Origin of the sequence: Pseudomonas monteilii (assembly GCA_001534745.1) — a bacterium.
GTDB classification, from domain to species: Bacteria; Pseudomonadota; Gammaproteobacteria; order Pseudomonadales; family Pseudomonadaceae; genus Aquipseudomonas; species Aquipseudomonas alabamensis.
Window position 1 is genome coordinate 2,076,573 of record CP013997.1, and the last position, 20,787, is coordinate 2,097,359.

The window sequence follows — 20,787 nt, forward strand, 5'->3', positions numbered from 1 at the left end:
ACCCGCCGTCAGCCGCGTGAGGGGGCAGGGGAGATGCGGTTGAGGACGGTGCTGCCGTCCTGGCTGCGGGTCAGGTAGACCGGCAGCACCTTGGGCAGGGTGCGCACCAGGCCTTCGACATCATGGGTGCTGTAGGTGCCACTGATGCGGATCTGCCCCACGCTGCGGTCGGCCAGGCGCAGCGGCTTGGCCAGGTAGCGGTTGATCGACGGCAGGGCCTCGGCCAGGGTCAGGTCGTCGAGCACCAGACGCCCGTTGCGCCAGGCCAGGCTGTTGCCGTGGTCCTGGGTCTGGCTCAGCTGCGGTTCGAAGTCACCGGCCTGGTAGTGCGCCTGCATGCCGGGGTCCAGGCGATAGCCACCGGTCTCACCATCGCTGCTGACCTGTACCGAGCCCTCGACCAGGGTCACCTTGACCTGGTCCTTGTACTTCCACACGTTGAAGCGCGTCCCGGTCACGCGTGTCTGGCCGCTGCCGGCGCGCACGATGAACGGGTGGGCGCTGTCGTGGCTGACCTCGAAGAACGCCTCGCCCTTGATCAGCGCCACCCGGCGCTGGTCCTTGAAATTGAAGAAGCGCAGCTCGGTGTCCAGGTTCAGTTCCACCTGGCTGCCATCGCTCAGGCGCACGCTGCGGACCTGGTCGGTGCTTTCCAGGTGCTGGTAGGCATTGGGCACCCAGCCATGTTCCCAACCGATCCAGGCGGCCAGCGGCAGCCCCAGCAGGCCGATGACGGCCGCGGTCGCCAGGCGACGCAGTGGGGTCGCACGCGGGCGACGAGGCGATTCGACCGGATCGGGTTCCAGCACGAACGGGGTGCGCGGCAGCAGGTCGGTGGTGTGCCAGATCTGCTCCATGGCGCGGTACTCGACGGCGTGCCGCGGGTCTTCATCGAGCCAGCGGGCGAACGCCTGACGCTCGAGCCGGCTGCAGTCGGGCGCATGCAGGCGCATGCACCAGTACGCGGCGGCGTCGGTGATGGCGTCTTGTTCGCTGCAGGTCGGGCGGTCGGGGATCATCGCAACTCCAGTTTTTGCGCATTCTACCCATGGGGGTTGCCAGCGAGAACCGAGAACGCCGTGAATTGCTCTCATTTAAATTTTTTTTAAGGGCAGAGGCCTACAGACAGCTCGCTCAGTTCGCCGTCCATCGTTAGATAGATAGCGAGCTAATAACCTGTTTGACATTCACTGCCTAAGCAGTAATATTTGCACACATATTCCTGCGTGTTTTCGGGCAGGTGCAGGGCATGGAGCCGATTGACCTTATGTCCACGTTCGTCTAGGCGCGATGCGTATTCATCGATCGTCGCCGCTGTGCAGGTGCCCTTTGTCCCATTTCACGTCAGAAAACTTCTCGCACTGTGCCATCGGCCTGTTGCTGGGGCGTGCCGCGCTGCTCAAGGACCGTGTCCTGGACGGCCACCTCGAACCCTTCGGCGTCACGGCGGCGCAGTTCAAGGTGCTGATCATCGTGACCCAGTACCAGGTCGACACGCCCGCCGAGGTGTGCCGCTACCTGGGCCTGGACAGCGGTTCGATGACGCGCATGCTCGATCGTCTGGAGCACAAGGGCCTGGTGCGACGGCAGCGCTGCCCGACCGATCGGCGCGTGGTACGCCTGGAGCTGACCGAAGACGGTCAGGCCCTGGCCGACCGCCTGCCGGAGATCGGCGCGGCGGCGATGAACGACCTGGTCGGGGTACTCGAGATCGACGAGCTGCAGACGCTCGAACGTCTGCTGGCCAAGGTGCTGTGCAACGCCGGTGACCCATTGACCCTGCGCCGCTTCGGCGACCGCTGACCTTTTCCTGATTCGACTTCTTCCCAAGGTATCGCCATGGCCACTCCTGCGGACACTTCTTCTACTCCCCCGGCGCCCCAGTCCTCGCGCAAGCGCAAGGTGCTGCTGCTGGGCCTGCTGCTGCTCGTGATCCTCGGTGCAGCCGGTTTCTGGGCCTGGTATTCGCTCGTCGGACGCTGGTACGAAAGCACCGACGATGCCTACGTCAGCGGCAACGTGGTCGAGATCACCCCCCTGGTGACCGGCACCGTGACCCGCATCGGCGCCGATGATGGCGACCTGGTGCAGGCTGGCCAGGTATTGCTCACCTTCGACCCGAGCGACAGCGAAGTGGCCTTGCAGTCGGCCGAGGCCAATCTGGCCCGTACCGTGCGCCAGGTGCGGGGGCTGTACAGCAACGTCGACGCGCTCAAGGCCCAGGTGCAAAGCCGCCAGGCCCAGCTGAAGACGGCCCGCGACAATTACAACCGACGCAAGGAGCTGGCTTCCAGCGGTGCGATCGCCGCCGAGGAGCTGTCGCACGCTCAGGATGACCTGACCAGCGCGCAAAGCGGCCTGGACAACGCCCGTCAGCAGCTGGCCACCAGCACGGCCCTGGTCGACGACACCGTGGTGGCCTCCCATCCCGACGTGATGGCCGCCGCCGCCGACCTGCGTCAGGCCTATCTCGCCCATGCTCGTACCACCCTGGTGGCGCCGGTGACCGGCCATGTCGCCAAGCGCACCGTGCAGCTGGGCCAGCGCCTGCAGCCGGGCGCAGCGACCATGGCGGTGATTCCGCTGGACGAGGTGTGGATCGACGCCAACTTCAAAGAGACTCAGCTGCGCGACATGCGCATCGGCCAGCCGGTGGATGTCACCGCCGACCTGTATGGCGACGACATCGTCTACAAGGGCACGGTCGAAAGCCTGGGTGCCGGGACCGGCAGCGCCTTCGCCCTGCTGCCGGCGCAGAACGCCACCGGCAACTGGATCAAGATCGTCCAGCGTGTACCGGTGCGCATCCATCTGGACCGCGAGCAGTTGCAGCAGCACCCGCTGCGCATCGGCCTGTCCACCGTGGCCGAAGTCGACCTGCATGACCAGAGCGGCCCGACCCTGGCCCAGCAACCGCCGCGCCAGGCGCCGTTCGCCACCCAGGTGTATGACCAGCAGCTGGCCGAGGCCGACCAGCTGATCAGCCGCCTGATCCGCGAGAACAGCGCCGCCAGCGGCAAGTCGGCGTCCCGATGAGCCAGAGCGCGCCGGCCCAGTTCACCCCGCCGAGCCTGCTGCTGACCACCATCGGTCTGTCGCTGGCGACCTTCATGCAGGTGCTCGACACGACGATCGCCAACGTCGCCTTGCCGACCATCTCCGGCAACCTGGGGGTCAGCTACGAGCAGGGCACCTGGGTGATCACCTCGTTCGCCGTCAGCAACGCCATCGCCTTGCCGCTGACCGGTTGGCTGAGCCGACGCTTCGGCGAGGTCAAGCTGTTCATCTGGGCCACCTTGCTCTTCGTGCTGGCCTCGTTCCTCTGCGGCATCGCCCAGTCGATGCCCGAGCTGGTGGGCTTTCGCGTGCTGCAAGGGGTGGTCGCCGGGCCGTTGTACCCGATGACCCAGACCTTGCTGATCGCCGTCTATCCCCCGGCCAAGCGCGGCATGGCCCTGGCGCTGCTGGCCATGGTCACGGTGGTGGCGCCGATTGCCGGGCCGATTCTCGGGGGCTGGATCACCGACAGCTACAGCTGGCCGTGGATCTTCTTCATCAACGTGCCGATCGGTCTGTTCGCCGCCGCCGTGGTGCGCCAGCAGATGCGCGACCGGCCAGTGGTCACCAGCCGCCAGCCGATGGACTACATCGGCCTGTTGACCCTGATCGTCGGGGTCGGCGCCTTGCAGGTGGTGCTCGACAAGGGTAACGACCTGGACTGGTTCGAGTCGCCGTTCATCATCGTCGGCAGCCTGATCTCGCTGGTGTTCCTGATCGGCTTCGTGATCTGGGAACTGACCGACCGCCACCCGATCGTCAACCTGCGCCTGTTCACCCACCGCAACTTCCGCGTCGGCACCATTGTGCTGGTGGGCGGCTATGCCGGGTTCTTCGGCATCAACCTGATCCTGCCGCAGTGGTTGCAGACGCAGATGGGCTACACCGCCACCTGGGCAGGCCTGGCCGTGGCACCGATCGGCCTGCTGCCTGTGATCATGTCGCCCTTCGTCGGCAAGTACGCCCACCGCTTCGACCTGCGCGTGCTGGCGGCGCTGGCGTTCCTCGCCATCGGCGGCAGCTGCTACATGCGCGCCGGGTTCACCGATCAGGTGGACTTCACGCACATCGCCTTGGTGCAGATGTTCATGGGGATCGGCGTGGCGCTGTTCTTCATGCCGACCCTGAGCATCCTGCTCTCGGACCTGCCGCCCCAGCAGATCGCCGACGGTTCGGGCCTGGCGACGTTCCTGCGTACGCTGGGTGGCAGCTTCGCCGCCTCGTTGACCACCTGGATCTGGATCCGCCGGGCCGATCAGCACCATGCGTACCTGAGCGAGCACATCAGCACCTACGACCCGGCGACCCGGCATGCCCTGGAGACCCTCGGGGGCGCCAATGGGCAGAGTTACGCCCAGCTGGAACAGATCCTCAATGGGCAGGCGTACATGATGTCGACGGTGGATTACTTCATGATGATGACCTGGGTGTTCGCCGGGTTGATCCTGTTGGTGTGGTTCGCCAAACCCCCATTCAGCGCCAAGCCGGCGCCGGGGTCGGGGGGGCATTGAGGCGGTTGAGGGAAAGGGCGTCGTGGGGTGTTGGCCAGGGTAGTTTGAGAGAGAAGGGCGGCTTGGGTGCGTGATGCCTGACAGATGGAGGGGCTGATTTTACGGCCCCTGCGGGCCCGATCGCGGCACTGGGGCCGCTCCCACAGGTGACCGCGATAGCCTGCAACCCCGCGGTGGCGCTACGGGTGTGGGAGCGGCCCCAGTGCCGCGATCGGGCCCGCAGGGGCCGCAAGTCAGCCACCCCGAGCCATCAGCTTAACCAGATCTTCGCACCCCGCCTCACACCATCGCCAACCGCTGCTTGCGCGTCGGTGCCGGAAACGCCCGATCGATCGCCGCCAGATCCTCCCACGATAGAGACAATCACGCAGTCTGATTCACCCCGATGCCACTACGGGTGTGGGAGCGGCCCCAGTGCCGCGATCGGGCCCGCAGGGGCCGCAAGTCAGCCACCCTGAGCCATCAGCTTACCCAGATCTTACCGCGCTACTCCCTCACACGACCGCCAACCGCTGCTTACGCGTCGGCGCCGGAAACGCCTGATCGATCGCCGCCAGATCCTGCGCATCGAGCACCAGCTCACCCGCAGCTGCATTCAATCGCACATGCACCGGGTCCACGGCCTTCGGTATGGCGATCACCCCGTCCTCCCGCGTCACCCACGCCAGGCTTACCTGCGCAGCCGTCACGCCATGCCGCTCGGCGATCTGTGCCAGCACTGGATGCCCCAGCAACTGACCCGCCTGGGCCAACGGGCAATAGGCCATGGTCGGCAGGTGTCGCGCACGGCTCCACGGCAGCAGGTCGAACTCGATCCCGCGCTCCACCGGGTTGTACAGCACCTGGTTGGTCGCACAGTCCGGGTTGTCCAGTTCCTCCAGATCTTCGACATCGAAGTTCGACACGCCCCAGCGCTCGATCTTGCCCTGTTCGCGCAGCCGCTCGAAGGCCTCGACGGTTTCCTCCAGCGGGTAGCGACCGCGCCAGTGCAGCAGGTAGAGGTCGATGCACTCGGTGCCCAGCCGCCGCAGGCTGCGTTCGCAGGCTGCCGCCACGCCCTGGCGGCTGGCGTTGTGCGGGTAGACCTTGCTGACCAGGGTCACCTGGTCGCGACGTCCGGCGATGGCCTGGCCGACCACCGTCTCGGCGCCGCCTTCGGCATACATCTCCGCCGTGTCGATCAGGGTCATGCCGTGCTCGATCCCCTGTTGCAAGGCCGCCACCTCGGCCGCCCGACGGGTCGAGTCCTCGCCCATGTACCAGGTACCCTGGCCGATCACCGGCACCGCACGGCCGGCAAGCTTCACGTGACGCATGTCCACCTCCTGCAATCCTCTATTGGCGTGGCAGTGGACAGCACGCTGCGGGCAATGCTCCCTTCAGCGGCCGCGACGGCGCGACACGCGGGCCTCGATGTTCTTGCGGCCGATCAGCAGGGGCGGAGTCTCCACCACCGGGTCATCGGCCAGCCACTTGTACATCACCAGGCCATCGACCAGCCCCAACTGGGCATGACGGAACACCCGTGGCAGGCGCCCGACGGTGTCGAAGCCAAGCTTGGTCCACAGCGCCACCGCCACCTCGTTGGTAGCCACCACGCAGTTGAACTGCAAGGCCAGTAAACCCTCCTGGCGAGCCAGTTTCTGCGAGTGCTCGCACATCGCCCGGGCCACCCCACGGCCGCGCCCCGATTCGCAGACCATGTAGCCGCAGTTGCCGACATGGGCACCGGGGCCGGCGGCGTTGCGCTTGAGGTAATAGCTGCCCAGCAGCTGGCCGTCCGCTTCGGCGACCAGCGTGCGCAGGGGCAGCTCGAGCCACAGGTGCCGAGCCTGCTCGAAGGTCATCGCCGGGTCCAGGGCATAGGTATCGCCAGCGGCGACGATGGTCTGGAAGGTGGGCCAGAAGAGGACGAAATCGTCCTCGGTCATGGGGCGGATGTGGATCATGGGGGCTCCGGAGGGTAAGGCGTCAGTGAGGGCAAGGCACCCAGGGCCATGCCAAGGTGCGGCGCAGGGAAGAGCCAGGCTCAATCGCCCGAAACGGCGCGGCCTTCGGAGAAGGCCACCAGCCCATCGCCTTCCAGCCGGTAGCGAATCCACTCGTCCTGGGCCCTGGCGCCCACGGCTTCGTAGAAGCCGATCGCCGGGGTGTTCCAGTCCAGCACGCTCCATTCCAGGCGGCCGCAACCGTTGGCCACGGCTTCACGGGCGATGTGCTGCAGCAGCGTGCGCCCGGCGCCGCCCCCGCGCTGCTCGGGCGTCACGTACAGGTCTTCCAGGTAGATGCCGTGGCGGCCCAGCCAGGTGGAGTAGCTGTAGAAGTACACGGCAAAACCGATCGCCTGGCCGTCGCGTTCGCAGATCAGGCTGCGGGTCGTGGCGCCGTCGTCGAACAGTGTGCGCTCGATGTCGGCTACAGTCGCGATCACCTCATGGCGAGCGCGCTCGTACTCGGCCAGCTCGGTGATGAAGGAGAGGATCTGCGCGGCGTCGGCGCGGTGGGCGGGGCGGATGGACAGGCTCATGGTCAACTTCCTGGTTGGACAGCCTGCCATGGTAGCGACCCGCACCGCGCTTGCCGAGACCGAACGCGCACATTGGCCGCACGCGCCACCGCGGGATAGATACAGTGAAGTGTACGGCTGCGTTAGTAGGCAACTGTATGGGTCTGGCGCGCGTGCCGTCCTTTACCGTGGAACGACTCCAACAAAACGCTCTGGAACACGCCGCCATGCTCGATTCCTTCGACCTGCTCAGCGCCTTCGTGCTGTTCGCTTTCGTCTCCTCGATCACCCCTGGGCCCAACAACACCATGCTGCTGGCCTCGGGCGTCAACTTCGGCGTGCGTCGCTCGATCCCCCATGCCCTGGGGATCAGCCTGGGCTTCATGGTGCTGGTGCTGGCGGTGGGGTTCGGCCTGGGCGAAGTGTTCAAGGCCTGGCCGCCGGCCTACACCGCCTTGCGCTTCGCCGGCGCGGCCTACCTGCTCTACCTGGCCTGGAAGATCGCCACCTCCGGGCCGATGGCCAACGACGCGCCAGGTGCCCGCAAACCCCTGAGCTTCCTCGGCGCGGCGGCCTTCCAGTGGGTCAACCCCAAGGCCTGGGTCATGGCGATCGGTGCGATCACCACCTACACGCCGGCCCAGGGCTACGTGACCAACGTCATCGTCATCGCCGCACTGTTCGCCCTGGTCAACCTGCCGAGCGTGGGGATCTGGGTGATGTTCGGCAGCGCGCTGCGCAACCTGTTGCGCAACCCACGCTGGTTGACGCTGTTCAACCTGTTGATGGCGGCGCTGCTGGTGATCTCGCTGTACCCCTTGCTGTTCATGGACGCGGGTTTCTCCTGAGCCTTCAGCAGTGGGGCGCCATGGTTGGCCGGGCGGGGGAGTGGGGTATGATGCGCTCCCTTTCCTTCGAACGAGGCCCTGGCCATGTCCTTGAGCGCTGAACAGATCCGTGAGTACCGCGTTTTCGCCGAACGCCTGGCCGAGGCGGCCGCAGCGGCGATCCAGCCGTACTTTCGTGCCGACCTGGCGGTCGAGGACAAGGGCGGGCGCCTGTACGATCCGGTCACTGTCGCCGACCAGGCCGCCGAGGCCGCCCTGCGCGCCTTGATCCAGGCCGAGTATCCCGAGCACGGCATCCTCGGCGAGGAGCAGGGCGCGGTCATCGGCAGCAGTCCACTGACCTGGGTGCTCGACCCCATCGACGGCACCCGCGCGTTCATCACCGGCCTACCCCTGTGGGGCACCCTGATCGCCCTCAACGACGGCACCCGCCCAGTGCTCGGGGTGATGAACCAGCCGTTCACCGGCGAGCGCTTCATCGGCACCCCCGAGGGCGCCTGGCGAGGCGACACCGTGCTCAAGACCCGGCGCTGCACGGACCTGGCCTCGGCCACCCTGATGTGCACCACGCCCGACATGTTCGACACCCCGGCCCGCCGTCAGGCGTTCGACACGGTAGCCGGGCAGGCGCGGCTGATGCGCTATGGCGGGGATTGCTACGCCTACTGCATGCTGGCGTCGGGGTTCGTCGACGTCATCGTCGAAGCCAGCTTGCAGCCCTACGACGTCCAGGCGCTGATGCCCATCGTCGAAGGCGCAGGCGGCGTGATGACCGCCTGGGACGGCGGGACCGCGCAGCACGGTGGGTGCGTGGTGGCCTGTGGCGATCCGGCGCTGCACGAGCAGGTGGTAGCGCTGTTGCGCGGGGCGCTGTGATTCGGTAAGCAGGCAAGGGGTGGATGGCTTCGTGCTTACGCCTTTGTGGGAGGCTTGCCTGCGATGCAGGCGGTAACGGATTGGACGCCATCGCGGGCAAGCCCGCTCCCACAAGCTGCTTGCGCAGCTATGCTTAAACCGACGGCTGCCGAGATCTGGGTGGGAGCTGGCTTGCCAGCGATAGGGCCTTGTCAGGCGCCGCCTGCGTCGCGGGTAGAATCGGAGCCATCGCGGGCAAGCCTGCTCCCTCAAGGCCCGCGACAACCGACCAGAGGATCGCCTTATCGACGATCTGCCTCCATCCGCTCGATCACCGCCCACAACCGCGCGTCCTCGAAATCCTCTATCACCAGGTCTGCCCCTGCCTCGTGCAGGTCCTCGGCCCGCTGCGTGGTGCACAGCGCCACGGTGAACACACCCGCTGCCTTGCCGGCCTTCACGCCCGGCAGCGAGTCCTCGAACACCAGCGCCTGTCCAGGCTCGGCGCCGAGTCGTGCCAGGCCGGTCTGGTAGGGCAGGGGATCAGGCTTGGGGCGGGCGATGTCTTCGGCCGCCAGGACGTGTTCGAAGCGTGCACGCAGCCCCATGGCCTCGAGCATGTGCTCGGCGTTCAGGCGCGGCGCATTGGTCACCACGCACAGGCCGATGCCCTGCGCCTTGGCCTCGTCCAGCAGGCGCACCAGGCCTGGCATCGGCTCGAGCGTGGGCGACAGCTCGCGGAACAGCGCTTCCTTGTGCGCCGCCAAGGCCTGCTGACGCTCGCTATCGAGTTCGGGGAACAGACGGGCGAACAACGGACCGTTGCCCTGGCCACTGATCTGCGCCTTGAACTGGGTTTCGCTGAGTTCACGGCCGTCGTACTCATGGAGCAGGCGTCGGAAGGCCTGCAGGTGCAGGGTGTCGGTATCGGTCATGGTGCCGTCGAGATCGAACAGCAGGGCGCTCAGCATCAGCTCTCCAGACAACGTCAGGGATGGAAGGCCGACCATCATAGCGAAACCGGCTCGCGAAGGGGCTGGTCAGTTCGCCGCGAACAGGGTACAACCGTGCGCCATGGACACCTTGACCCCCAAACGCCAGGCGATTCTCGCCTTCATCCGCGAACGTATCGTCGACCACGGCCAGTCACCGAGCCTGGCCGACATTGCCGAGCGCTTCGGTTTCGCCTCGCGCAGCGTGGCGCGCAAGCACGTCACCGCGCTGTGCCAGGCCGGCTTCATCCACGTCACGCCGAACCAGGCCCGCGGCATCCGCCTGGCCGAACCCCTGCGCCGCCCAGAAATGCTCGAACTGCCCGTGCTCGGACGGGTCGCGGCGGGCGCGCCGATCGGTCCGGACGTGGACCTGCATGAACAGCTCCACATCGACCCCAGCCTGTTCCGGCGTACCCCGGACTACCTGCTCAAGGTGCGCGGCGATTCGATGATCGGCGACGGCATCTGCGACGGCGACCTGGTCGGCATTCGTCAGCAGGGCGAGGCGCACGAGGGGCAGATCGTCGTCGCACGCCTGGACGGCGAGGTGACCATCAAGCGCCTGCACCGTGGCCCGGAGGGTTATCGCCTGCTGGCGCGCAACCCCGACTACCCGCCCATCGAGATCGGCCCGGAGCGCGAATTCGTCATCGAGGGCATCTACTGCGGCCTGCTGCGACGCGACTGACGGGCTCGCCAGTGGGCCGTTTCAGGCCTTGTCCAGCAGCGAGCGGATGATCTGCCCGAGGGTCGCCATGGCCTGTTCCTCGACCGCCGTCCACGGCATGCCGTAGTTCAGCCGGATGCAGTGGGCGAAGCCTCGGGTGGGCGAGAAGATCGGTCCCGGCGCCAGGCTGATGCCCTGGGCCAGGGCGATGCGGAACAGCGCGAGCGAATCCACCTGCTCGGGCAGCTCCAGCCACAGGAAATAGCCGCCGCTGGGCTGGCTGACCCGCGTCTGTGGCGGAAAATACCGCGCTACCGCCGCGCGCATGCTGGCCTGCTGGCTTTCCAGGGCATGGCGCAGACGGCGCAGGTGGCGGTCGTAGCCCCCGTGCTGAAGGTAATCGGCGATGGCCGCCTGGGCCGGCATCGAGGCGCACAGCGAGGTCATCAGTTTGAGCCGCTCGACCTGGGGCGCAAACCGCCCGGCCGCGACCCAGCCGATGCGATAGCCCGGTGCCAGGCTCTTGGCGAAGGAGCCGCAGTGCAGCACCAGCCCTTCGGTGTCGAACGCCTTGGCCGGCTTGGGGGCCTGCGCCGCGTAGTACAGCTCGGCGTAGACATCGTCCTCGATCAGCGGCACCTGATGCTCGCGCAGCAACGCCACCAGCGCCTGCTTGCGGGCCTCGGGCATGCTGGCGCCCATCGGGTTCTGGAAATTGGTCATGCTCCAGACTGCCTTGATCGGGTGGGTCTGCAAGGCCTGGGACAACGCGTCGAGGTCCATGCCTTCGCGCGGGTGCACCGGGATCTCGATGGCCTTGAGCTTCAGGCGTTCGAGGATCTGCAGGCAGGCATAGAAGGCCGGCGCTTCGATCGCCACCAGATCGCCCGGCACGGTGACAGCCTGCAGACACAGGTTCAGCGCTTCCAGCGCACCGTTGGTGATCAGCAGCTCTTCGATGGGCAGCACCAGCCCGCCGACCATGTAGCGCAGGGCGATCTGCCGGCGCAGGTGCGGGTTGCCCGGCGACAGGTCGGTGACCACCACGCGCGGGTCCATGGCCCGGCTGGCGCTGGCCAGTGAACGCGCCAGGCGCTGCAAGGGGAACAGTGTCGGGCTGGGGAAGGCCGAACCGAAGGGCACGGTGGCCGGGTCCTTCATCGAATCGAGGATGGAAAACACCAAGCCGCTGACGTCCACCTCGGTGGACTGGCGGGTGAGGGTCGGTTGCGAGGGTTCGTGAAACGGCTGCGCCAGGTGCGCGTTGACGTAGTAGCCCGAACGCGGCCGGGCGCGGATCAGGCCACGGCGCTCGAGCAGGTAGTAGGCCTGGAACACCGTCGAAGGGCTGACCCCATGGGCCTGGCTGGCATAGCGCACCGACGGTACCCGTTGGCCAGGGCCGAGCACGCCGGAGCGGATCAGTTCGGCGATGTCGTCGGCGAAGCGTTCGTAGCGTTTCATGGGCAGGCTCTGGGGCAGCGGGGCAAAGGAGGGGTGACCGCACTATGCCCCGTCGCTGCCGCGCAGTACAGATGCAGCTGGCGACGTTGAAAGCGGATCAGATCCAGGCTCCCCCTGGCCATGGCCCGTAGCGCCACCCCGTTGGCGTCCATACCAGCTGGTGCGTCAGCGCCAGGGCCTGAAGGAAGTCGGCGTCGTGGGCGCTCACGATCAACGCGCCCCTGAACTGCCTGAGCAACTGCTCGACGGCCTCCAGGGCGGCAAGATCGAGGTGGTTGTTGACCTCGTCGAGCAACAGCAGCTGGGTGTTCTCAGGGCCCCCGGCCAACCAGGCGAGCGCTGCACGCAGGCGTTCGCCGCCGCTGAGCTGGCCGAAGGGCGTGGCCATCTGCCGGGCGTCGAGCCCTGCATTGGCGAAGACCTGTCGCAGACGGCCTTCCTCGGCCATGCCCAGCGCCTGACGAAGCACCTGCTTGATGCACAGGTCGGCGGCGAAGGTCTGCGCGTGCTGATCGATCAGGTGCGTCCGCGCGATGTGCCGCGCGTCGCCCCAGGTCGGCGCCAGTACGCCGGCCATGACCTTGAGCAAGGTCGATTTGCCGCAGCCATTGGGCCCGATCACGCCCACCCGCACCGGGCCCTGCAGGCTGAGATCGAGGCATCGGCTGGCGGCAGGGCCGTAGGGCAGCTCGCACTGCGCCAACGTGACCACCTGGGCCCCATTGGCGACCTGGCCGGTCGGGGTGGTCAGCTGGCTCGGACGCATCGGTTCGACGTTCGCGCGGGCCTGCTCGACCCGCTCATGAGCGGCCTGGCTGAGGCGTGCCTGCTGGATGCGCTGATGGCCGCTGTGCTGCTCGGCGCGCTCGGCCTGGGCGTTGGCGACGATGGCTGGGGTGCCGGTGGCACGCGCTACCTTGCGCCCATGGCTGGCGCGTTGGGCCTCGCGCTGACGCGCGCTGGCAATCTGCTGCTCGACGCTTTCACGGGCGGTGCGCGCCTTGATCAGGGCTGCCTGAGCGGTGCGCTGCTCGGCCTGGCGCTGCTCGCGGTAGCGGCTGTAGCCGCCGCTGTAGGTCACCAGGGCGTCGCTGCGCAGTTCCAGGATACGGTCGGCCTGCTCCAGCAAGGCCCGGTCATGGGAGATGACGATACGGGTCTCATTGCCCTGTGCCAGTTCCTCATTCAGTTGCTGGCGCGCAGCACGGTCCAGGTGGTTGGTCGGCTCGTCCAGAATCAGGATGCGGGCTCCGCCAAGGCGCAGCCCTGCCAGCATCAAGCGCACGGTTTCACCGCCGCTCAGGGCACTGCTGGGCCGGTCGAGCGGCAGATGGGCCAGGCCAAGCCGGGCCAGGCAGGCCTGCACGTCCCCCGGCAGGTTCCAGCGATCGTCGAGCAGGTCGAACAGCGCCGGGTCGCAGGCGCCGGCTTCGATCCGCGCCAGGGCTTCCAGGGCCGTGCGCACACCGAGCAGGTCGGCGACGGTGCCATCGAACGGTGTCAGCCATTGCGGCAGGTAGCCTATGCTGCCGGTGCACTGCACGCTGCCCTCGCTGGGATTCAGGCGTCCTGCCATGAGCGCCGCCAGCATCGACTTGCCGCTGCCGTTGGGGCCGACGATGCCGGTGAACTGGCGGCAGAAGGTCGCGTTCAGGCCCGAGAACAATGCGCTGCCGTCAGGCAGGCGCAGGGTGAGGTCCTTGACGATCAAGGTGGCGGTGTCGTGGCTCATGGAGACTCCCGATCCGATGGGTTTTGACGCCGCCTCATGCTGAGTTCGTTACAGAAAAGAGGCAACGGACGGCCAGCACGTCGCTGGCCGAGTGGTCATGCCTGACCGAGGATTCGGGACCGATGCTAGGACAGAAGTGCTGTCGAGGGAAGTGAGTCGTGGGGATCTGCGGCTTCGGCGTGGCGGACTTTAGGGTCCCTGGCGGAGCCGATCGCGGTCGGTCCGGTGCCCCGGCAGGGCTCCACAAAAGGCTGCATCCTCACGGTGCTGTCTGCTTGAACCAAGTGCCTATGGGAATTGGCTTGCCAGCGATAGGGCCTACCCATTCGCCACCTGCATCGCGGGCAAGCCCACCCCCACAAAAGGCTGAACCCTCACGCTGCTGTCTGCTTGAAACAGGTGCCTGTGGGAGCTGGCTTGCCAGCGATAGGGCCAGCCCAGTCGCCGCCTGCATCTCACGCAAACTGCCCATACCGCCCATTGGAATACAGCAATGGTGCATGCGCCGAGTGCCAGCAATGCTGCACCTCGGCAATGATCACCAGGTGCGAACCGACCTGGGACAGCTCCCGCACCTCGCAGTCGAACCCCGCGCTGCTCGCTTCCAAAGCCGGATTGCCGCTGGGCAGGCGGTGCCAGGCATGCTCGCCGAAACGCTGTTCAGGCGGCAGACGCCCGGCAAAGTCGCTGGCCAGTTCCTGGGCGTCGGCGCGGAGCACGTTGACGCAGAAGCGTCGCTGCACCAGCAGCTGGGCGTGCAGGCTGGCCGACTGGTTGATGGCGATCAGCACGGTCGGTGGGTCGGCGGTGATCGAGGTGAAGGCCGTGGCGGTCATGCCGTAGTCGCCATCTTCACCCGCGCAGGTAATCACGTTCACCGAGGCGGCGGTATTGCGCATGGCCTGCTTGAAGGCGGTAGGGTCGAGCAGCGGAGCGGTCGGGCGTTCGAGGGCATGGACGGTCATGGGTAGGCTCGTGATCTGGAGTGAAGGGCTGCGCACGAGGCGGTGCCCAGGACAAGGTAGGCACCTTAGGATGATTCGAAACACTTTGTAAAATACCTGTCGGGCCTATGCTGATAACCATCGCGTGCATAGAAAGGTGGGAAGACTATGCGTCGTGCAGGGCGTGCGAACCACTGCCGGCTTCCCAGGTTCCAATGGATGGCATCTCACAGAAAAGGAAAATCCCATGAATCCCGAAACAGCTGGTACCGAAGAGCAAGGCCCGAGTGGCGTTCCCTTCATCAACGATCCCGAGAAGCCGGCCTCGCGCCGGCAGGTCAACGAGAATGAGCCAGAGGACGAGGACATGCAGGATGAGATGCCGTCCTGAGGCGGATCTGGCCAGGGTAAGTAGATAAGCAGGTCACTGCGGCATGATTGACATAGGCGGTGCTTGCGCCGCCGCTATCGCTGGCAAGCCAGCTCCCACAGGGGGCTGGGCGACCGAGGGTATCAGGCGGTCAGGGGCGGTGCCTGCACCGCCGCCATCGCTGGCAAGCCAGCTTCTATAGAACAAAAGAGCCTGCTGATTTCAAAGGAAATAATTTTAGAATCTTGTGGGCCCTGCGGGCCCAATCGCGGCACTGGGGCCGCTCCCACAGGTGACCGCGATAGCCTGCAACCCTGCGGTGGGGCTACGGGTGTAGGAGCGGCCCCAGTGCCGCGATGGGCCGCAAAGCGGCCCTAAATCGATGAGCAGTAAAGCCCCGGACCCTGCTAACTATCGACATGTTCTCTGCGCGACAGCGCGGCGCCAAGGCGGCGGGCGGACTCCCACAGGTAGCCTAGGCAACCGAAGGTATAAGGTGGCCAGGGGCGGTGCCTGCACTGCTGTCATCGTTGGCAAGCGTGCTCTCGCAAAAGCCCACAGGTGACCGCGATAGCCTGCAACCCCGCGGTGGGGCTACGGGTGTGAGCGGCCCAGTGCCGCGATCGGCCTATATCAGCACTAGACAGAAACCATAGAATCTCCCACAGATGACCGCTATAGGCTGCAACCCCGCGGTGGGGCTACGGGTGTAGGAGCGGCCCCAGCCGGGGCGCCGGACCGGCCGCGATGGGCCGCAAAGCGGCCCTAAAATCGGTTAGCAAGGAAGCTCAGAATCCTGCCAGCTATCGACATGTTTTCTGCGCGACAGCGCGGCGCCAAGGCGGCGGGCGGACTCCCACAGATAGCATGGGCAACCGAAGGTATCGGATGGTCAGGGGCGGTGCCTGCACTGCTGTCATCATTGGCAAGCGTGCTCTGGCAAGCCTTGGGCGATTGCGGATCGGCAGGTGAGTAGAGATGACCCCGGCAACCAGGTCAGTGTGGGAGTCGGCTTGCCGACGATGAGTGCCAAGTCTTCGCCGCTGTCATTGCAAGGAGGGCGGAGGCTGTCAAAAGATGATAGCGAGAGCGGCGACAGGAATAAGCGCCATGGCCCTACAGGCAGCATGGCGCACGGGCATCAGCGGTTGAGCTTGCGCTCCACCTCGGCCGTCTTTTCGTTGATAGCCTCGGTGCTCTGCTCCATCACCTTGGTGCCCACGGGCGGCACCACTTCACCGGCGGTCCTGACCGCGCCATGGTCTTCGCGCATCACGCGTTCGGCCACGTTGACCTCATTGCCCTCGACATCGGTCGGGACGGCGTCATTCGGGCGTTGTGAGGTGTCTTTGTCATCGCTCATGCTGGCTCTCCAGTGTTCGGTTAGGCGTTAGAGACGCGCACGCCCGGCAGAGTTCAAGCGTGGAGCCTGCCAGGCACGGACTTCAATGCGCACCGCCATGCACCCAGGCCAGGTAGTCGTCGCACAGCGCTTGCGGCAGCTTGGGCAGCAACCGCTCGGCTGCACGCAAACCATCGGCGGTGCGGGTCCATTCGGCCACCCACGCGTAGAGACGCATCTGCGAAACCGGGCAGGGCGCCAGCTGCTGTTCCAACTGTTCAGCCAGGCGGGCGATACGGGCCAGGTTGTCATCCAGTGCGCTTATCGGGTCCATGGCAGCGTTACCCTTGTGTGAGTGAAGAGAGCGGTGACCGCGTTGGCGAAGGCCTCAGGCGCTTCTTGTGGAACGTTGTGGCCAATGCCCGGCAGTACTTGCCGTTGCAGCACCTGGCGAAAACCGCGCCGCGCATCGGCGTCACGCTGGGGCGGGGCGACGCCATCGTCGGCACCGGCCAGCAGGATGCTGGGTACCTCGATCGTCGGTTGCAGCGCCAGGTGCGCCTCGATGGACGAATAGGCAGGGTCGCCCGCCACCAGACCGAACCGGTGGCGATAGGAATGGACTACCACCTCGACGAAGTCCGGGTGTTCGAAGGCCTTGGCCGTTGCAAGGTAGGTGGCCTCGTCGAAGGCCCAGGACGGCGACCACTGGCGCCAGAGCAGTTGGCAGAAGGCACGGCGATGGGCGTGCAGGCCTGCCTTGCCGCGTTCGCCGTGCAGGTAGTACTGGTACCACAAGCGGTGTTCGGCTTCAGGCTCCGTCGGACGACTCGCCGTCGCGATGTTCTGGATGTTGTAACCGGGCTCGGCACTGACCAGACCCACCACTCGCTCGGGCCACAGGGCCGCGACCACGCAGGCGGCCCGACCGCCCCAGTCATAGCCGGCCAGCACCGCACGCTCGATCGCTAGCGCGTCGAGCAGCGCCAGCAGATCGGCCCCCAGCGCCGCCTGCTCACCGGAGCGCAGGGTGCCAGGGTCCAGGAACCGCGTGCCGCCATACCCGCGCAGGAACGGCACCACACAGCGCACGCCCTGCGCGGTCAGGCGCGGCACGACCTCATCGTAGGCATGGACATCGTAGGGGAAGCCGTGGAGCAACACCGCCACGGGTGCATCCCGCGGACCTTCGTCACGGTAGGCAACGCTCAGCACGCCGGCCTGGATCCGCTGCAGGTTTCGCTCGGTCATCACGCCTTGCCTCGGAACCGATCCAGACCTTCCACCACCGGCAGCCTGACCGGCTGACCGGTGCGGGCGCTTTCGTAGATGGCTTCCATCAGTTTATGGTCCTGCACCCCTTCTTCACCCGGCGTATGCGGCTCGCGGTCGTGCAGCACGCAGTCGGCCATGTGATCGAGCTCTTGGGTGAACTGGTTTTTCGGCTGCAGGGTGATCTCGCCATTGCGCGTGGCGTCGTCCGCGCGCTCGATGACCGACAGGCGCTGGCCTTGATAGGCGAAGGCATTGGGCATGTCGAGCACGGCGGTTTCCAGGTTCAGGCGCTGGTACTTGTCGTCGCGACCGCCATAACTGGTCAGGCAGTTGGCCACCGTGTGCGACGGGAAGCGCAAGGTGAACTGGACCGTTTCCTCGACTTCGGCGAAACGCGGATCGCCTGCGGGGGAATACAGGCTGGCATAGACCTCGATCGGCTCTTCGCCGGTGATGAAGCGTGCCGTATTGAGGCAGTACAGGCCGATGTCCACCAGCGAACCACCGCCGGCCATGTCTTTCTTGTGGCGCCACTGGCGTTCGCCATCCTGGGCCACGGTCTGCGTGTTGACGCCGTGGTAGGCCACCAGCCGGCCATGGGTCTTGTCGCGCACGAGCTGCTTGACGTGCAGGTTGTAGGGCTCGTACTGGATGCGGTAGGCGACCATCAGCTTGACCTTGGCCTGGCGACACGCCTCGACCATCGCCTGCCCTTGCTGGGAACTGATCGCCATCGGCTTTTCGGTCAGCACATGCTTGCCGGCCTTGGCCGCCCGTTCGCAGAACTCCAGGTGCATGGCATTGGGCAGGACGATGTACACCACCTGCACGTCGGGGTTGTCGCGGATGCGGTCGAAGTCCTGATAGCTGTAGCAGGCTTCGGGCTTGATGCCGTACTGCTTGGCCACGGCCTGCAGCTTGTCCGGGGTGCCGGAGACCAAGGCCACCGGCTTGGCATAGAGCGACTGGGCAAACGCCGGAAGAATTTCTTCGAGCGACAACCGACCCAGCCCGACGATGGCGAACCCGACACGCTGCTCGGGAGGCAGCGGCGCCGGCGGCGGCGAGGAGGGCGAGTCGGCAGGCCCGCGCCAGGCTGGAAATTTCACCTGTCCTCCTTCCACCGTGCCGACGTCCACCGGTGTCGGTGGCGTGTAGGCCTGGGCCATGACCTGCGGCGCCAGGGCCGCGGTGGAGGCACCGACGGCCATCCATTTGCACAGGCTGCGACGGTTGAGTTCTGGGGGCTTGCAGGTCATCTGAGCGTCCTCGCGGGTGTATTCCGTGGCCACGGCGCGGCCTGGGCTGGGGGGCGTGCTTATGCATGCCGACCGGTGGGCGAGAGGACAGGTTTCACCGAATGTAGGCAGGGGCGATCAATGGCGAGGGAGGGGGCTTTCGGAGGACGAGCGCCATCGATCAGGCATGAACGTCCTGCGTGTCGGTGTGGTGAGTGCAATGGCCCCTGGCGAACGCCGGGCCTGACCGTGGACCGGCGCTGCGTTCAGCACCGGTCCACCCTAGGCTTTGTACGTAAAGTGCCTGCGCGACGATCAGGCTGCGTTGAAAACAGGCTCGGGATGCTCATTTACCCACGTAAACTCCGCTCCCTCGCCTGTTTTCGCCTTGCCTGCTCGCCGCTCGGCGACTTTCCATACAAACCCTGGGACTCAGGTCGCGACTTGGTAGCACGGCACATAGGCCGCGCCACCCGGCAACTTCATGCGGTGCTGCTCGACGAAGGCCTGCAGCAGCCGGCCCAGCGGATCGAGCACGGCGCTGTCACCGCGGATCTGGTAAGGCCCGTGCTCCTCGATCAGGCGAATGCCCTTGTCCTTCACGTTCCCCGCGACGATCCCGGAGAACGCCCGGCGCAGGTTGGCGGCCAGCTCGTGGGGCGGCAGGTCGCGGCGCAGGGCCAGGTTGGCCATGTTTTCGTGGGTCGGGTCGAACGGACGCTGGAAGCTCTCTTCGATCTTGAGCAGCCAGTTGAAGTGGAAGGCGTCGTTGCGCTCGCGGCGGAACTGCTTGACCGTCTTGAGCCCTTCGACCATCTGCCGAGCCACCTGGGCCGGGTCGTCGATGACCATGGTGTAATGCCGCTGCGCGGCCTCGCCCAGGGTCGCACCGATGAAGTCGTGCAGCTGGCGCAGGAAGGGTTCGGCGCTGCGCGGGCCGGTGAGGATCACCGGGAACGGCAGGTCGTGGTTCTCCGGGTGCATCAGGATGCCGAGCAGGTACAGGAATTCCTCGGCCGTGCCGGCGCCCCCCGGGAAGATGATGATGCCATGGCCGACCCGCACGAAGGCTTCCAGGCGCTTTTCGATGTCCGGCAGGATCACCAGCTCGTTGACGATCGGGTTGGGCGCCTCGGCGGCGATGATGCCCGGTTCGGTCAGGCCCAGGTAACGGCTGCCGTGCATGCGTTGCTTGGCGTGGGCGATGGTCGCCCCCTTCATCGGGCCTTTCATCACCCCTGGGCCGCAACCGGTGCAGATGTCCAGCTTGCGCAGACCCAGTTCGTGGCCGACCTTCTTGGTGTACTGGTATTCCTCGCTGCTGATCGAGTGACCACCCCAGCACACCACCAGCTTGGGCTCCACGCCCGCGCGCAGGGTGCGGGCGTTGCGCAACAGGTGGAAGACGTAGTCGGTGATGCCTTGCGAACTCTCCAGGTCGATCCGCTGGCTGGCCAGTTCGCTTTCGGTGTAGACGATGTCACGCAGGGCGCAGAACAGCATTTCCCGGGTACTGGCGATCATTTCGCCGTCGACGAAGGCGGCGGCCGGAGCATTGAGCAGCTCCAGGCGCACGCCACGGTCCTGCTGGTGGATGCGCACCTCGAAGTCCTGGTAGGCCTCCAGGATGGTCTTGGCGTTGTCGACGTGGGCGCCGGTGTTGAGGATGGCCAGCACGCATTGACGGAACAGCGTGTACAGACTGCCACTGCCGAATTGACTCAGTTGCTGGACTTCACGTTGTGACAAGGTTTCCAGACTGCCCTTGGGGCTGATGGAGGCATTGATGACGTTGCGTTGGAGCATGCTGGGTTTCCTGTGCGGATGAACATCCTTTCTTTCCATGCCTTCACCATACCGCTAAATCCGTGCGACAACGAGGGGGCAGGCGAAAAGCGCGTCCGCGCCACTCGCCAAGTCGTCAGAACGTTTGCCCGGCCTTGCCGTCTAGAGTCTTGGACACGGTCATTCGCAGACACCGGA

Annotated in this window: 19 protein-coding genes; 6 read left to right on the forward strand and 13 right to left on the reverse strand. The window is 66.1% G+C overall.

All coding sequences use genetic code 11. The features are described 5' to 3' along the window. Positions 1 to 8: 8 nt before the first annotated feature. Positions 9 to 1,019 (reverse strand): peptide ABC transporter substrate-binding protein, encoded by a 1,011-nt coding sequence (locus APT63_09055; GenBank protein ID AMA45764.1) that lies wholly within the window; start codon positions 1,017 to 1,019, stop codon positions 9 to 11. 310 nt (positions 1,020 to 1,329) lie between these two features. Between APT63_09055 and APT63_09060 the strand changes: the two genes are divergently transcribed. The 3 genes from APT63_09060 to emrB are packed head-to-tail and all read left to right on the forward strand — an operon-like array spanning position 1,330 to position 4,568. Continuing rightward, a complete protein-coding gene (locus APT63_09060) occupies positions 1,330 to 1,803 on the forward strand; it encodes a MarR family transcriptional regulator (protein AMA45765.1) in 474 nt (157 codons plus the stop codon). Positions 1,804 to 1,839: 36 nt separating this feature from the next. Beyond that, positions 1,840 to 3,036: a hemolysin D gene (locus APT63_09065; GenBank protein ID AMA45766.1), complete on the forward strand. Its 1,197-nt coding sequence runs from the start codon at positions 1,840 to 1,842 to the stop codon at positions 3,034 to 3,036. After that, positions 3,033 to 4,568, forward strand: a complete 1,536-nt coding sequence (emrB, locus tag APT63_09070) for a multidrug resistance protein B (GenBank protein AMA45767.1) — start codon at positions 3,033 to 3,035, stop codon at positions 4,566 to 4,568. The genes APT63_09065 and emrB overlap by 4 nt, the downstream gene beginning before the upstream one ends. 494 nt (positions 4,569 to 5,062) lie before the next feature. Here the strand turns inward: emrB and APT63_09075 are convergent, their stop codons facing one another. From APT63_09075 to APT63_09085, 3 genes are all read right to left on the reverse strand, one after another. Beyond that, positions 5,063 to 5,884 carry an oxidoreductase gene (locus APT63_09075; GenBank protein AMA45768.1) on the reverse strand — a complete coding sequence of 274 codons (822 nt, stop codon included), beginning with the start codon at positions 5,882 to 5,884 and terminating at the stop codon, positions 5,063 to 5,065. A gap of 63 nt (positions 5,885 to 5,947) precedes the next feature. After that, a complete protein-coding gene (locus APT63_09080; protein ID AMA45769.1) occupies positions 5,948 to 6,517 on the reverse strand; it encodes an acetyltransferase in 570 nt (189 codons plus the stop codon). 80 nt (positions 6,518 to 6,597) lie between these two features. Next, positions 6,598 to 7,095 carry a GNAT family acetyltransferase gene (locus APT63_09085; GenBank protein ID AMA45770.1) on the reverse strand — a complete coding sequence of 166 codons (498 nt, stop codon included), beginning with the start codon at positions 7,093 to 7,095 and terminating at the stop codon, positions 6,598 to 6,600. Between the two features lie 206 nt (positions 7,096 to 7,301). Between APT63_09085 and APT63_09090 the strand changes: the two genes are divergently transcribed. Further along, the gene (locus tag APT63_09090; GenBank protein AMA45771.1) at positions 7,302 to 7,922 is read left to right on the forward strand and encodes a lysine transporter LysE; all 621 of its coding nucleotides are present in this window, start codon (positions 7,302 to 7,304) and stop codon (positions 7,920 to 7,922) included. An 84-nt stretch (positions 7,923 to 8,006) separates the two neighbouring features. Further along, a complete protein-coding gene (locus APT63_09095) occupies positions 8,007 to 8,798 on the forward strand; it encodes an inositol monophosphatase (protein ID AMA45772.1) in 792 nt (263 codons plus the stop codon). Positions 8,799 to 9,079: 281 nt separating this feature from the next. On the opposite strand, the gene APT63_09100 is transcribed toward APT63_09095, so the two are convergent. Continuing rightward, on the reverse strand, positions 9,080 to 9,748 hold the full coding sequence (locus APT63_09100) for a haloacid dehalogenase (GenBank protein AMA45773.1): 669 nt from the start codon (positions 9,746 to 9,748) through the stop codon (positions 9,080 to 9,082). 103 nt (positions 9,749 to 9,851) lie between these two features. Here APT63_09100 and APT63_09105 point away from each other — a divergent pair, with 103 nt between their 5' ends. After that, positions 9,852 to 10,460 (forward strand): LexA family transcriptional regulator, encoded by a 609-nt coding sequence (locus tag APT63_09105; GenBank protein AMA45774.1) that lies wholly within the window; start codon positions 9,852 to 9,854, stop codon positions 10,458 to 10,460. Between the two features lie 21 nt (positions 10,461 to 10,481). Here APT63_09105 and APT63_09110 read toward each other — a convergent pair whose 3' ends face one another. From APT63_09110 to APT63_09145, 8 genes are all read right to left on the reverse strand, one after another. Next, positions 10,482 to 11,903: a GntR family transcriptional regulator gene (locus tag APT63_09110; GenBank protein AMA45775.1), complete on the reverse strand. Its 1,422-nt coding sequence runs from the start codon at positions 11,901 to 11,903 to the stop codon at positions 10,482 to 10,484. A 97-nt stretch (positions 11,904 to 12,000) separates the two neighbouring features. Continuing rightward, positions 12,001 to 13,635, reverse strand: a complete 1,635-nt coding sequence (locus APT63_09115; protein AMA45776.1) for an ABC transporter — start codon at positions 13,633 to 13,635, stop codon at positions 12,001 to 12,003. 455 nt (positions 13,636 to 14,090) lie between these two features. After that, the gene (locus tag APT63_09120; GenBank protein AMA45777.1) at positions 14,091 to 14,600 is read right to left on the reverse strand and encodes a hypothetical protein; all 510 of its coding nucleotides are present in this window, start codon (positions 14,598 to 14,600) and stop codon (positions 14,091 to 14,093) included. Between the two features lie 1,490 nt (positions 14,601 to 16,090). Beyond that, a complete protein-coding gene (locus tag APT63_09125) occupies positions 16,091 to 16,312 on the reverse strand; it encodes a hypothetical protein (protein AMA45778.1) in 222 nt (73 codons plus the stop codon). Between the two features lie 82 nt (positions 16,313 to 16,394). Beyond that, the gene (locus tag APT63_09130; GenBank protein AMA45779.1) at positions 16,395 to 16,625 is read right to left on the reverse strand and encodes a hypothetical protein; all 231 of its coding nucleotides are present in this window, start codon (positions 16,623 to 16,625) and stop codon (positions 16,395 to 16,397) included. After that, entirely contained in the window at positions 16,613 to 17,527 is a 915-nt protein-coding gene (locus APT63_09135; GenBank protein ID AMA47837.1) for an alpha/beta hydrolase, read from the reverse strand. The genes APT63_09130 and APT63_09135 overlap by 13 nt, the downstream gene beginning before the upstream one ends. Positions 17,528 to 17,541: 14 nt before the next feature. Then, a complete protein-coding gene (locus tag APT63_09140; GenBank protein AMA45780.1) occupies positions 17,542 to 18,825 on the reverse strand; it encodes an oxidoreductase in 1,284 nt (427 codons plus the stop codon). Between the two features lie 411 nt (positions 18,826 to 19,236). Beyond that, on the reverse strand, positions 19,237 to 20,610 hold the full coding sequence (locus APT63_09145) for an LOG family protein (protein AMA45781.1): 1,374 nt from the start codon (positions 20,608 to 20,610) through the stop codon (positions 19,237 to 19,239). Positions 20,611 to 20,787 lie beyond the last annotated feature (177 nt).